14 protein-coding genes are annotated in these 12,351 nt (G+C 43.1%); 10 read left to right on the top strand and 4 right to left on the bottom strand.

Annotation, left to right across the window (positions count from 1 at the left end):
* The first annotated feature begins 54 nt into the window (after nucleotides 1-54).
* The 5 genes from PQO05_RS09250 to PQO05_RS09270 are packed head-to-tail and all read left to right on the top strand — an operon-like array spanning nucleotide 55 to nucleotide 3,179.
* The gene (locus PQO05_RS09250; RefSeq protein ID WP_273632437.1) at nucleotides 55-1,002 is read left to right on the top strand and encodes a CdaR family protein; all 948 of its coding nucleotides are present in this window, start codon (nucleotides 55-57) and stop codon (nucleotides 1,000-1,002) included.
* Nucleotides 1,002-1,601, top strand: coding sequence for a dephospho-CoA kinase (gene coaE, locus PQO05_RS09255; protein ID WP_273632438.1), 600 nt, complete (start codon nucleotides 1,002-1,004; stop codon nucleotides 1,599-1,601). Before PQO05_RS09250 ends, coaE begins: the two co-directional genes overlap by 1 nt.
* On the top strand, nucleotides 1,598-2,536 hold the full coding sequence (locus PQO05_RS09260; RefSeq protein ID WP_273632439.1) for an MBL fold metallo-hydrolase: 939 nt from the start codon (nucleotides 1,598-1,600) through the stop codon (nucleotides 2,534-2,536). Before coaE ends, PQO05_RS09260 begins: the two co-directional genes overlap by 4 nt.
* Entirely contained in the window at nucleotides 2,536-2,694 is a 159-nt protein-coding gene (locus PQO05_RS09265; RefSeq protein WP_273632440.1) for a C1orf53 family protein, read from the top strand. The genes PQO05_RS09260 and PQO05_RS09265 overlap by 1 nt, the downstream gene beginning before the upstream one ends.
* Before the next feature lie 38 nt (nucleotides 2,695-2,732).
* Nucleotides 2,733-3,179: a MarR family winged helix-turn-helix transcriptional regulator gene (locus PQO05_RS09270; protein ID WP_273632441.1), complete on the top strand. Its 447-nt coding sequence runs from the start codon at nucleotides 2,733-2,735 to the stop codon at nucleotides 3,177-3,179.
* Between the two features lie 4 nt (nucleotides 3,180-3,183).
* Here PQO05_RS09270 and PQO05_RS09275 read toward each other — a convergent pair whose 3' ends face one another.
* Together PQO05_RS09275 and PQO05_RS09280 are read right to left on the bottom strand one after the other, a co-directional pair.
* Nucleotides 3,184-3,894, bottom strand: coding sequence for a ZIP family metal transporter (locus PQO05_RS09275; protein ID WP_273632442.1), 711 nt, complete (start codon nucleotides 3,892-3,894; stop codon nucleotides 3,184-3,186).
* Nucleotides 3,891-4,469, bottom strand: coding sequence for a phosphatase PAP2 family protein (locus PQO05_RS09280; RefSeq protein ID WP_273632443.1), 579 nt, complete (start codon nucleotides 4,467-4,469; stop codon nucleotides 3,891-3,893). Before PQO05_RS09280 ends, PQO05_RS09275 begins: the two co-directional genes overlap by 4 nt.
* A 114-nt stretch (nucleotides 4,470-4,583) precedes the next feature.
* Between PQO05_RS09280 and glmM the strand changes: the two genes are divergently transcribed.
* From glmM to PQO05_RS09295, 3 genes are all read left to right on the top strand, one after another.
* On the top strand, nucleotides 4,584-5,975 hold the full coding sequence (gene glmM / locus PQO05_RS09285; RefSeq protein WP_273632445.1) for a phosphoglucosamine mutase: 1,392 nt from the start codon (nucleotides 4,584-4,586) through the stop codon (nucleotides 5,973-5,975).
* A gap of 114 nt (nucleotides 5,976-6,089) precedes the next feature.
* Nucleotides 6,090-7,226 (top strand): cysteine desulfurase family protein, encoded by a 1,137-nt coding sequence (locus PQO05_RS09290; RefSeq protein WP_273632446.1) that lies wholly within the window; start codon nucleotides 6,090-6,092, stop codon nucleotides 7,224-7,226.
* 126 nt (nucleotides 7,227-7,352) lie between these two features.
* Nucleotides 7,353-7,880, top strand: a complete 528-nt coding sequence (locus tag PQO05_RS09295) for a hypothetical protein (RefSeq protein WP_273632447.1) — start codon at nucleotides 7,353-7,355, stop codon at nucleotides 7,878-7,880.
* Between the two features lie 265 nt (nucleotides 7,881-8,145).
* On the opposite strand, the gene accD is transcribed toward PQO05_RS09295, so the two are convergent.
* A complete protein-coding gene (gene accD / locus PQO05_RS09300) occupies nucleotides 8,146-8,991 on the bottom strand; it encodes an acetyl-CoA carboxylase, carboxyltransferase subunit beta (RefSeq protein ID WP_273632448.1) in 846 nt (281 codons plus the stop codon).
* A gap of 202 nt (nucleotides 8,992-9,193) precedes the next feature.
* Between accD and fbaA the strand changes: the two genes are divergently transcribed.
* Nucleotides 9,194-10,273, top strand: a complete 1,080-nt coding sequence (gene fbaA / locus PQO05_RS09305; protein WP_273632449.1) for a class II fructose-bisphosphate aldolase — start codon at nucleotides 9,194-9,196, stop codon at nucleotides 10,271-10,273.
* Between the two features lie 72 nt (nucleotides 10,274-10,345).
* Nucleotides 10,346-10,774, top strand: a complete 429-nt coding sequence (locus PQO05_RS09310) for a GNAT family N-acetyltransferase (protein ID WP_273632450.1) — start codon at nucleotides 10,346-10,348, stop codon at nucleotides 10,772-10,774.
* Between the two features lie 208 nt (nucleotides 10,775-10,982).
* On the opposite strand, the gene PQO05_RS09315 is transcribed toward PQO05_RS09310, so the two are convergent.
* Nucleotides 10,983-12,308 carry an NAD(P)/FAD-dependent oxidoreductase gene (locus tag PQO05_RS09315; protein WP_273632451.1) on the bottom strand — a complete coding sequence of 442 codons (1,326 nt, stop codon included), beginning with the start codon at nucleotides 12,306-12,308 and terminating at the stop codon, nucleotides 10,983-10,985.
* Nucleotides 12,309-12,351 lie beyond the last annotated feature (43 nt).

Genomic DNA, 12,351 nt, shown 5'->3' on the forward strand with positions numbered 1-12,351 from the left:
GCCGTTCAGTTGTAAATAATTGAGCGGCATTTTAATTTAGATAATCATCATCCAATGGCAATTGTAAAACTATCAGCATCAGAGCGCAGGCGCCTTACGGCGTTTATAACCTGCCTGGTGCTTGCTGCTGCCGCCTGGATGTTAACCACCTTAAACCGTAATTATAGTTACAAGGTTAAACGCTTGCTGGTTTATAACAATATGCCGCAGCGCAGGGCTTTCAGGGCATTACAATCAGATACGGTTGATGCCATTGTAGAGGGCAGCGGCTGGGAGATGGTTTTCTCGAAATTTAAGCCGGTTGATAAGCGCGTTAATATCGATCTGCATTCGCTGGAAAGTAAGAGTTTCATAGCCTTAAACGACCAGTTAGAGCACATTAACGAACGAAAAGAGCCTGAGCAAAAGATCATCAGCTTTGATCCCGACACGCTGTATTTTGATTTTACAAACCGCAGTACTAAAAAGGTACCGGTTAAGCTGTTATCCAATATTGTTTATCAGCCGCAGTTTGCCAATTCGGGCAATATTGTTATTTCGCCTGCCTACGTAACCCTTAGCGGCCCCAGTAATGTAATTGACAAGATAACCAGTTGGAATACAGATTCGCTGAACCTGCAAGATGTTGATGAAACGGTAAGTACCCGGGTTGATTTAAAATCTGTACATGAAGCCAACCTCACCGTTTATCCCAAAACGGTACAGGTACGTATCCCGGTTGATGAGTACACCGAGAAAACGCTCGATATTCCAGTAAAGCTTATCGGTAATGTGCATTACTATGATGTAAAGGTGTTTCCGCAAAAGGTGAAGGTTACCTTTACCACATCGTTAACCAAATACCATGAGTTGGATGAGGATTTCTTTGACGCCACAGCCGATCTTAGCCTCTGGAGCGATCGCAACTACAGTATTTTGCCTGTTGCGCTTAAACGCATCCCGCCGTATTGTAAAATAGTGAAGATAGAGCCGCAGAACGTTGATTTTATTGTGAAAAAGTAATGTTAAAAATAGGCATCACCGGCAATATAGGTAGTGGCAAAACTACGGTAAGCAAAGTGTTTGAACTGCTTGGTGTGCCCGTATTTTATGCTGATGCTGCGGCGAGAGAGGTGATGACCAATGATGAGGAGCTAATCAGCGGTGTAAAGCAAGCCTTCGGCATAGAAGCTTATTTTGAGGATGGCAGCCTCAACCGTAAATACATTGCCGGCAAGGTGTTTAATGATCCTGCAGAATTGGCTAAGCTGAATACGCTGGTGCACCCCGCCACATTCAGGGCTTTTGATAATTGGGCAAAATCATTTCCTGATGCGCCTTATTTGATGAAAGAAGCTGCCATATTATTCGAAAGCGGCTCATACAAACTCTGCGACTACAGCATTATTGTAACCGCGCCAAAAGAAGTTAGGATGCAGCGTGTAATAGCCCGCGACAACATCAGTATAGCCGAAGTAGAAAGTCGCGATGCCCGCCAGATGCCCGAAGAAGAGAAGGTTAAACTGGCTAACTTTCGCATTAAAAATGATGATACCCAATTAGTAATACCGCAAGTGCTTGCCCTTCATCAGCAGTTTTTAGCGCTTGCCCAAACCAAATGATACTCGACGATTTTATTTACCTCGATGATAAAGGCATTTACTGCCCTTACGGCGATTTTTATATCGACCCTAAAGAGCCGGTCCCGCTTGCCGTAATATCACACGCACACGCCGATCATGCCGTTAGCGGTAACCAGGAGGTGTATTGTACCGAAGCTACGTCTGCTTTTATGCAGTTGCGTTACGGTAAAATGGCTGCCAAAGTTTTTAATTTAGTAGGCTGGCATCAACCTTTTAAGATTAAGGACGTACAGATCACCTTTATTTCGGCAGGCCACATGCTGGGATCAGCCATGATATTGATGGAATATCAAGGCAGTAGCTACCTGTATACCGGAGATTTTAAATTACAGCCCGATAATACCTGTGAGCCAATTGAGTGGCATAAAGCCGATGTACTGATCACAGAAAGCACCTTTGCCGATCCTGCCGTATTGCACCCAGATCCTGTGGAGGAAATTAAAAAGCTGAATGATATTAAGATCAATATCATGCTGGGTTCTTATGCGTTGGGTAAAAGCCAGCGGTTGATTAATTTGATCAATGAGCATGCGCCGCAGAAAAAGATCCTGGTTCACCATAAAATAATGCCTTTAAATCTCATTTACGAGCGGATGGGCTATAAGTTAGGCAACTATCAAATGTATGGCCGTAAGCTGATGAAAAACCAGGAAGAGTTTGTTTACATTGTGCCGCCGTTTACTTTCGATAGTTATGTACGTGCAACGGGTGTTAAAAGGCTGTTTGCTTCGGGCTGGAAGAATTTGCAGGTAAACCAACAGGATACTTTGTTTATCTCAGACCATGCCGATTGGAACGACATCCTCGAAGCCGTAAAGCAAGTTGAGCCGCAGCAACTATGGACTTTACATGGTGACGGAAAACATCTTAAAAATTACTTTAAGAATGGTATTTTTGTAAAAATTTTAAACTGATGTTGCAGGAAGGCATAGATTACTATATCAACGAGGATGGTAATTTTGTGTTTACCAAAGAATATCATTTAAAAAGGGGATATTGTTGTAAAAACAAATGCCTGCACTGCCCCTGGAACTATGGCCGTGAAAAGCCCGATCAACAAGCGGAAAAATAAGCAAACATATTTAGCCGTTTTTTATTTTAAAGAACAGTATGCAAATAGATGAAGAGATACAAGGTAAGTTTGAGGATGATTACCACCGCGCGGTAGTTAACCTAAACTATACCTACGGGTGGCTTAATAATCTTTTACGCTACCATTTCGAACAGTATAATTTAACCAGTCAGCAATTTAACATCCTGCGCATTTTGCGGGGGCAATACCCTAATCCGGCTACGGTTAATTTGTTGAAGGACAGGATGATCGATAAAATGTCGGATGCCTCACGTATTGTAGATCGTTTGGTGCAAAAGGGTTTGGTATCGCGCTGCACCAATAATAAAGACCGCCGTGCTGTTGATATCCGCATTAGCGAAGAAGGCCTGGCCACGCTTTGCAAAATGGATAAAGAGGTTAAAACAAGCGACCTGATCAAACAGAACCTTACGGAAGAAGATGCAGCCCAGCTTAGCAGTTTGCTGGATAAAATGCGCGGTTAATATATTAAGCTACATCGCTTAAAAAACCGGCCAATGCTATACCTGCGCCTGTTAGTATAGCTACCAGTTTACGCTCGTTAAACTTATGATCGGGCCCTGATTCGAAAAGGATAGTGGTTGAAATATGCAGGAATATCCCGATAACCACACCCATTATCCGGTTAAAATAATGTTGCAGATTGCCGATACCTCCACGGCTTAAAGCATCGCTGAAAAAGTATCCGGCCGGGGCCATAATGGCAAATAAAGCCACATAAAATATTACAGAACCTTTACCCCGTTTACTGTGCAATAGTACCGTGGCCAGCGCAAAGGCTGCTGGTATATGGTGCAGGGCAATACCGTAAATTAATTGGTTATGCTGCCCTTCGGCTAAAGGCATACCTTCCAGAAAGCCATGCAGGCAAAGGCTGATCATAATTCCATACGGAAAAGCACCGCCTTCATTTACGTGGATGTGTCCATGTTCAATCCCATCCGAAAACTGCTCAAGGCCTATCTGGAATAAAAAACCAATCAGTATAAATACACCCACATAATTATCATTACCATGATAAGCATCGGGTATTAAGTGTAAAACCGTAATAGCAAACAAATAAGCGCCGCTGAAAGATAATATCAGCCTTAACTGTTTATGGTTATCGCCCTTGAAGAAAAATACCGACATGCCCCCTAAAAAGGCACAGAAAAATAAGAGCAGCGATTTCCAGATCATGTTGTATAAAATGCAGGTTGAATCCTTTTGTGTAGCAGCGCGAACAATATACCTATTAATGAACCATACAGCGCACCGGCTGTAACATCAATAGGGTAGTGTACGCCCACATAAACCTGAGCAAAGCTAACAAGTGCAGCCCACAATATCGCCCAAAACCAAATCCATCGCCATTTTTTACAATAAACCAAGATTAGGAACAGCGCCATCGAAAAATGATCGGTGGCGTGTGTAGATGGAAAGCTATATCCCGTACCGCAGCCAACCTCTGTAGGGTTAATTAAAGTTGCTGCCATGGCAGAGTCGCGGCAGGGGCGAACGCGTTGTACAACGTTCTTAATCAGCGTAGCGCTGGTAAAATCGGCTGTGCCAACTGTGGCGATAAATAATAAAATGATAATTACGCCCTGCTTTTTATACTTCCAGATAGTGAAGATCAATATAAAGGCATACAGCGGAATCCAGAATTTGGGGTTGCGCAGCCAGGGCATCACCACGTCGAAAAACGGATTGTTAAGATCGTGATTTACAAAATGAAACAAATACCGGTCGAGCTGTAACAAATGTTCGGACATGGATTTTTAGCAGGTGTGCAAATATAGCCATTATCGGCGTGGTGTAAAACAGTTGTTATCGCTACTTACTATCACCCAATTATTGTATTTTTGCCGATAACTAAAAATAGCGTTTTGACACTAATAAAATCGATTTCAGGAATACGCGGAACTATTGGCGGCAGCGTGGGAGAGGGTTTAACTCCGTTAGATATTGTAAAGTTTACGTCGGCATTTGGCTCGTGGGCGGTAAAAAGATCGGGCTTAAAGAAAATTGTTGTAGGCCGCGATGCCCGTATATCAGGCAGCATGGTAAACAACCTGGTTATAGGTACACTGCAAGGTTTGGGTATCGATGTGATCGACCTGGGCTTATCTACAACCCCTACAGTTGAAGTTGCCGTACCGGCAGAACAAGCTGCGGGCGGTATCATCATCACAGCCAGCCACAATCCAAAACAATGGAATGCGCTTAAACTGTTAAATGCCGATGGCGAATTTATTAACGATGCCGACGGTAAAGAGGTACTGGATATTGCCGAAAACAGCGATTTTAACTATGCAGATGTTAATGACTTAGGTACAGTTACTGTGGATAATAGCTATCTGCAAAAACATATCGACATGATATTGGCATTGCCTTTGGTTGATAAAGAAGCCATCGCTAAAGCCAACTTTAAAATAGTTATTGATTGCGTTAACTCAACAGGCGGCATATTTGTACCTGCTTTGTTGAAAGCTCTGGGTGTAAAAACCATCCACGAATTATATTGCGAACCAGATGGCATATTCCCACACAACCCGGAACCATTGCCTGAGAACCTGCGTGCATTATCGCAGGAAGTGGTAAGCAAAAAAGCTGATCTGGGTATCGCTGTCGATCCTGATGTTGACCGCTTATGCTTCGTTTCAGAAGATGGCAACATGTTTGGCGAAGAATATACGCTGGTTACCGTTGCCGATTATGTGCTGAAACACAATGTAGGTAACACGGTATCAAACCTGTCATCGACTCGTGCCCTGCGCGATGTGACAGAGAAAGCAGGCGGTGTTTATGAAGCTGCAGCGGTAGGCGAGGTTAACGTGGTTAACAAAATGAAAGAAACCAATGCGGTTATTGGTGGTGAAGGTAATGGCGGAATTATTTATCCTGAATTACATTACGGCCGTGATGCACTGGTGGGTATCGCTTTGTTTTTAACACACCTGGCTAAGTTTGGTAAATCGGTATCGGTTTTACGCAGTACTTACCCAAGCTACTTTATCTCTAAAAACAAGATCACCCTTACACCAGAAATGGATATTGATGCCCTGTTGTTAAAGGTAGAAGAGAAATACAAAAAACAGCCCCACAGCACAATAGACGGGCTTAAAATCGAGTTTGATAAAGAGTGGGTACACCTGCGCAAGTCAAACACCGAGCCTATTATCCGCATCTACTCAGAAGGTAATTCAGAGCAGATCGCCAATAGCCTCGCCAACAAGATAATTGCAGATATTAAGGATATATTACAGTTGAAAGATTAAGGAGTCCGGAAGTCCGTGAGTCAGAAAGTCCGGAAGTAACTCCAATTACTAATGACGATTGACCAATGACAACTCAATCAACAAATCAACTCATTAACAAATCAACAAATTAAGATGCGTGTTTATTTAGACAATGCCGCTACTACTCCGATGGATCCGGAGGTATTGAAAGAAATGTATAAAGTTATGGAGAGCCATTTCGGTAATCCATCATCAATACACGCTCATGGGCGTGAAGCGCGTTCATTGCTGGAGAAAGCGCGCCGTACCGTAGCTAATTTGCTGCACGCATCGCCTGCCGAGATCTTTTTTACCTCTGGTGGTACCGAGGCCGATAATATGGCCATCCGTTGTGCTATTATGGATTATGGCATTAAACATGCCATAACCAGCCGTATAGAGCACCATGCCGTATTGCATACCCTGGAAGCTATGGAGAAGGCGGGTTTAATTAAACTAAGCTTTGTTGATATAGCCCCAGCCGGCGAGGTTGATTACAAACATCTTGAGAAGTTACTGCAGGAAAATGAGCGCAGCCTGGTTTCTATTATGCATGCTAACAACGAGTTAGGCACGTTAAATAATATTGAGCTGATAGGTGACCTTTGCGAGCAGCATAACGCCATTTTTCATAGCGACACGGTACAGACGTTCGGCCACTATGCGCATGATGTGAGCAAGCTTAAAGTGCATTTTATGGTATGCTCTGCCCACAAGCTGCATGGGCCTAAAGGCGTAGGCTTTATCTATGTGAGCCATAAGGTTAAAATTAATCCGTTGTTGTACGGAGGTGCGCAGGAACGCAACATGCGCGGAGGTACCGAAAATATTTATGGTATTGCAGGCTTAGCCAAAGCGGTTGAGATGGCTTATGCCGATATGGAAGAGCACAAAAACCACATCCAGGGTTTGAAAACCTATATGATGGAAAGCTTAAAGGCACAAATACCGGGCATCCATTTTAATGGTGAAACAGATCCGGCTAAGAGTTTATATACCGTATTGAACGTATCATTCCCTGAGATGGAAATGTCGGATATGCTATTGTTTAACCTGGATATTGCCGGTATTTCGGCTTCGGGCGGTAGTGCTTGCAGCTCGGGGAGCAATATTGGTTCGCATGTGTTAACTGCTATCGGTGCCAGTCCGGATAGGCCTGCGGTACGCTTTTCTTTCTCTAAATTAACTACCAAAGAAGAGATTGATTACACTGTAAATAAAGTACGCGAAATTTGCCTGGTAAATGCATAATTAAACAGGACAATAGAAATATTACAAAAAGCACAGGCCCTAAAAGGTTTGTGCTTTTTTTGTACATTTTAAAAAACAATAGCGCTATCGCGGGAGTTTAATAAATAAACCAAAACAACAAAGATTATGGCAGCTTTTAATGACACATTCCTTAACGAAAGGGATAATCAGTATAGAACTGACGAGATAAATTACGGACGTTTTCAAAGCGTGGCAACACCTGATCCTGAAGATGAGGATGAAGACGCTGATCTGGATGACGATGTAGATCTGGATGAAGATGATACCGAATTTGACGACGAGGATCTGGACGATGTAGATCTGGATGATGATGAGTTGATTGACGACCGCGCAGCCGCAATAACCAGCAGCGACGAGGACGACATTGATGAACCGGAACCCGATTTCCATCCAAACGAAACACCGGAAGAAGAAGGCGCAAGCAAAGAAGATGCACGCTACCCTGATGAAACACCAACCCGCCCCGATGAGGCTGAGAGTGATGCATCATACAGCGAGCAAAACGATGTAACACCGCCTACTCCGCACGAATTTCCATCGGTAGGCCATGCCAAAACCGATTTCGAGAGCCGCTCACATGGCCGCACTACCGGCCGTATGGTTGGCCACGAACCAGGTACCGAAGGTATATAAGAAATAGCCAAAGTCGTGAGATTTAGGCTTAATAAAAAAGGCTGCTATCATTTGATAGCAGCCTTTTTTATTAAAAGTTATGAGTTGTGATTGAGTGAGTTAATGAGTTAAAGAATCCCCGCCCGTCATGCCGAATTTATTTCGGCATCCCACAGGACAGGTCGACGACTTACATATTGTACTTAGCGAGTGAGGTGCTGAAACAAGTTCAGCATGACGGAGCTTGTATTATCACCACTCAAAATTCACTCACTCACAACTAAATTTAATTTTTCATCATCTTCAAAAACGAAGCTAATTTCTCTTTCATCTCGCGGCGGTCAACAATAAAGTCAAGGAAACCGTGCTCTTGTACAAATTCTGCAGTTTGGAAACCTTTAGGCAAATCCTTTTTAATGGTTTCTTTAATAACGCGCGGGCCTGCAAAGCCGATCAGTGAACCTGGTTCAGCAATATTGATATCGCCCAGCATTGCGTAAGATGCGGTTACACCACCTGTAGTAGGGTCGGTTAATAAAGAGATGTACGGAACTTTGGCCTGCGATAATAAAGCCAGCTTGGCTGATGTTTTCGCCATCTGCATTAATGAAAAAGCAGCCTCCATCATACGTGCACCACCCGATTTCGAGATCATCAAAAACGGTACTTTGTTTGCAATACTGTAATCGATAGAACGGGCAATTTTTTCGCCCACAACCGAGCCCATAGAACCGCCGATGAAGTTAAAATCCATACAGGCAATCATAATATCCTGGCCGCCAATTTTACCATGCGCTGCGCGGATGGCATCATTTAATCCGGTTTTAGCTATCGTATCTTTTAATCGGTCTGTATATTTTTTAGTGTCTACAAAGTGCAAAGGGTCGCCCGAACGGAGGTCGGCAAATAGCTCGGTAAACTCATTATCATCAAACAAAACAGAGAAATATTCTGCTGATCCGATACGTAAATGATAGCCGCAATAGTGGCATACGTACTGGTTTTCAACCTGTTCTGAGTAGTGTAATGGTTTTTTGCAATTCGGGCATTTGTTCCAGATACCATCCGGAGCTTCCTTCTTTTCTTCGGTAGTAGTTATTATTCCTTTTGATTCACGTTTAAACCACGCCATTATCTTCCTTAATTAGTAGTAGGTGCAAAGAAACAAAAAAATTAACTAACGTAAATGTTTGATCTGCTGCCTAATTTTTAATTTAGTATAGCAAAAAGGTATACTTTGTGTTTTGGGGTGTATTTTGTACAGTATAATATCAAGACAACTAATCGCTTAATAAATAATTTTTATAACTTCGGCACCAACAAATAAAATTGTAATGGACTTAAAGAATTATAAAGGAGTACTGCACGGCGATCAGGTGCAGGAGCTTTTCGAAGCGGCCAAAAAGCACCAGTTTGCATTGCCAGCTGTTAACGTTATCAGCACAAATTCTGTTAACGCTGTATTGGAAACAGCTAAAGTGGTTAACTCGCCGGTTATTATTCAATTGTCAAATGGTGGCGCTCAGTTTTACGCCGGTAAATCATTAGATAATTCAAAACTTCAGGCTTGTATTTTAGGTGCGGTTTCTGCTGCAAAGCACGTACACTTACTGGCAGAGCATTATGGTGTTGCCGTGATTTTACACACAGACCACGCTGCTATGAAGTTTTTACCATGGATTGATGGTTTGTTAACTTACGGAGAGCAACATTTTGCTGAAACCGGTAAGCCTTTATTCTCATCACACATGCTGGATCTTTCTGAAGAGCCTATTGAAGAGAACATTGAAATTTCTGCTAAATATTTAGAGCGCATGGCCAAAATGGGCATGACTATCGAGATTGAATTAGGTGTTACAGGTGGCGAAGAAGACGGTGTTGATAACAGCGATGTTGACAGCTCACGTTTATACACCCAGCCAGAAGAGGTTGCTTATGCTTATGAGCACTTATCGAAAGTAAGCCCACGCTTTACTATTGCTGCTGCATTTGGTAACGTACACGGTGTTTACAAACCAGGTAACGTAAAATTACAACCGGTAATTCTGCACAACTCACAAGAGTTTTTGAAAACTAAACATAGCCTTGCTGCCGATAAACCAATCAACTTCGTATTCCACGGTGGTTCTGGTTCATCTCAGGAAGAGATCCGCGAAGCTATTTCTTATGGCGCTATCAAAATGAACATTGATACCGATATGCAATGGGCTTTCTGGGAAGGTATTAAAGATTACTACAAAGCAAAAGAAGGATACTTACAAAGCCAGATCGGTAGCCCGGATGGTGATGATTCTCCAAACAAAAAATACTACGACCCACGCGTTTGGTTACGCAAAGGCGAAGAAACTTTTGTTAAACGCTTAACACAAGCATTTGCAGATTTAAATTGCTTAGACGTTAACAGCAAATTGTAATTTCTGTAAAGAAACCCATACACAGCGGCTATGCAATTGCATAGCCGCTTTTTTTATAATTAATTTGTAGCCATGAGCAAGGAAATAATAGCCAAAAAGGTAACCAATCAGGACGATCTCGAAAAGGCCTTTGCCGTACGTAAACAGGTATTTGTAACCGGGCAAGGTGTGCCCATTGAGCTGGAAATGGAGAACAATGATGTATCAACCCATTTCCTGGCCACTGTGGATGGCGAACCCGCTGGTGCAGCCCGCTGGCGCCAGACAGAAAACGGCTACAAGCTGGAACGTTTTGCCGTACTGGACGAATACCGTGGTTTAGGTGTAGCACAAGCCATGGTAAGGGCTGTACTGAACGATCTGCCTGCCGACGCGCCAATGGTATACCTCAACTCACAAATACAAGCTGTGGGCTTATATAAGAAATTCGGGTTTGAGAAATCAGGCCCTGAGTTTGAAGAGGCGGGGATTAAGCATTATAAAATGGTGCTGAAGAAATAGTTTTGAGTGAGTGAGTGAGTGAGTGAGTGAGTGAGTGAGTGAGTGAGTGAGTGAGTGCCAAAAAAGCCCGTCATTGCGAGGTACGAAGCAATCCCCGACCTACAGAGCCGCTCTGTACAGTTCGCGATTGCTTCGTTCCTTGCAATGACAATGACGGGTTTATACTTTTTTATTCACTCCCTCACTAAATCAAAACTCACAACTAAACTTACGCGTCGCTTTTCGGCAAATCAGCCGTTTCACCAGTTGGCTGGGACACTGCTTCACGCTCATACCTGCGGATAATAAGGCGTGTACCGCCGTTGTAGTTCATATAGTTGATTAGCCAGTTTACAAATACAATTACCTTGTTTCTGAAGCCTAATAATGATATTAAGTGAATAAACATCCAGATGAGCCATGCAAAGAAGCCCTGAAATTTGATTTTACCTAAATCTGCCACCGCTTTATTACGGCCAATGGTAGCCATTGAACCTTTGTCGTTATATTTAAACGGCTTGGTTGGCTTGCCGTTAACAATGTTACCGATGTTTTCGCCTACATTCTGACCCATTTGGATGGCAACCTGAGCTACGCCGGGGTGCCCTTTAGGGGTTTCATCGGTTATCATGGCAGATACGTCGCCTATGGCAAATACATTGTCTGTGCCGAATACTACGCAAATATTATTGGTGCGGATGCGGTTACCTTTCTCTAAAGTATCTATTGAGATGCCTTCAGGCACAACCCCCATTACACCTGCCGACCAGATTACGTTTTTAGTGCGTATTTCGCGCCCGTCAGCGAACTTAATGATCTTGCCATCATAACTCTCCACCTTAACGTTTAATTCCACCTTAACGCCCATTTTAACCAGGAAATCTTTGGCTGCGTTTGATGCTTCGTCAGAGAATGGGCCTAATACTTTTGGTAAAAAATCTACCAGGTAAACCTGCATCTGGTCTTTGGTTAGTTCGGGATAATCTTTGTTGAGTACGTGGTTACGTAACTCGGCTAATGCGCCGGCCAATTCTACACCGGTAGGGCCTGCACCAACAAGTACGAAGTTTAAATATTCTTCACGCTCTTCGTGCGTTTTAGCTAATACAGCTTCTTCCAGGTTTTGTAAGATCAGGTAACGCAGGTTAAGGGCTTCCGGGATACTTTTCATCGGCATGGCAAAATGCTCAATGTCTTTATTGCCGAAGAAATTGGTGGTTGATCCTGTGGCTATTACCAGGTAATCGTAATCAATATCACCAATGGTGGTAGCCAGTGTATTAGTATTGGTATTTACGCCGCTAACTTCAGCAATACGGAAGGTGAAATTCTTTTGCCCTTCAAAGTTTTTACGGATAGCAAAGGCAATAGATTCGGACTCTAAACTTCCGGTAGCTACCTGGTAGAGCAGGGGTTGAAACACGTGATAATTATGTTTATCGAGCATGAGTACCTCTACGGGTTGGTCTGCCAATTTCCGGGCAACTTCTATACCGCCGAAACCGCCGCCTACTATTACTACTTTTGGGAATTTTGATTGATCTGATGTAGCCATAACTTAATATTAAGTATAAGGTTGTTTGTGTAGTGATATAACA

It is taken from the genome of Mucilaginibacter jinjuensis (assembly GCF_028596025.1).
Classification (GTDB): Bacteria; Bacteroidota; Bacteroidia; order Sphingobacteriales; family Sphingobacteriaceae; genus Mucilaginibacter; species Mucilaginibacter jinjuensis.

Bases quoted from the DNA above. Each gene is read 5' to 3' on its own strand.
- PQO05_RS09310 (WP_273632450.1), top strand. From the start codon at position 10,346: ATGAGCAAGGAAATAATAGCCAAAAAGGTAACCAATCAGGACGATCTC.
- PQO05_RS09315 (WP_273632451.1), bottom strand. From the start codon at position 12,308: ATGGCTACATCAGATCAATCAAAATTCCCAAAAGTAGTAATAGTAGGC.
- PQO05_RS09265 (WP_273632440.1), top strand. From the start codon at position 2,536: ATGTTGCAGGAAGGCATAGATTACTATATCAACGAGGATGGTAATTTT.
- PQO05_RS09280 (WP_273632443.1), bottom strand. From the start codon at position 4,469: ATGTCCGAACATTTGTTACAGCTCGACCGGTATTTGTTTCATTTTGTA.
- PQO05_RS09270 (WP_273632441.1), top strand. From the start codon at position 2,733: ATGCAAATAGATGAAGAGATACAAGGTAAGTTTGAGGATGATTACCAC.
- accD (WP_273632448.1), bottom strand. From the start codon at position 8,991: ATGGCGTGGTTTAAACGTGAATCAAAAGGAATAATAACTACTACCGAA.
- PQO05_RS09295 (WP_273632447.1), top strand. From the start codon at position 7,353: ATGGCAGCTTTTAATGACACATTCCTTAACGAAAGGGATAATCAGTAT.
- coaE (WP_273632438.1), top strand. From the start codon at position 1,002: ATGTTAAAAATAGGCATCACCGGCAATATAGGTAGTGGCAAAACTACG.
- PQO05_RS09260 (WP_273632439.1), top strand. From the start codon at position 1,598: ATGATACTCGACGATTTTATTTACCTCGATGATAAAGGCATTTACTGC.
- fbaA (WP_273632449.1), top strand. From the start codon at position 9,194: ATGGACTTAAAGAATTATAAAGGAGTACTGCACGGCGATCAGGTGCAG.
- PQO05_RS09250 (WP_273632437.1), top strand. From the start codon at position 55: ATGGCAATTGTAAAACTATCAGCATCAGAGCGCAGGCGCCTTACGGCG.
- PQO05_RS09290 (WP_273632446.1), top strand. From the start codon at position 6,090: ATGCGTGTTTATTTAGACAATGCCGCTACTACTCCGATGGATCCGGAG.
- PQO05_RS09275 (WP_273632442.1), bottom strand. From the start codon at position 3,894: ATGATCTGGAAATCGCTGCTCTTATTTTTCTGTGCCTTTTTAGGGGGC.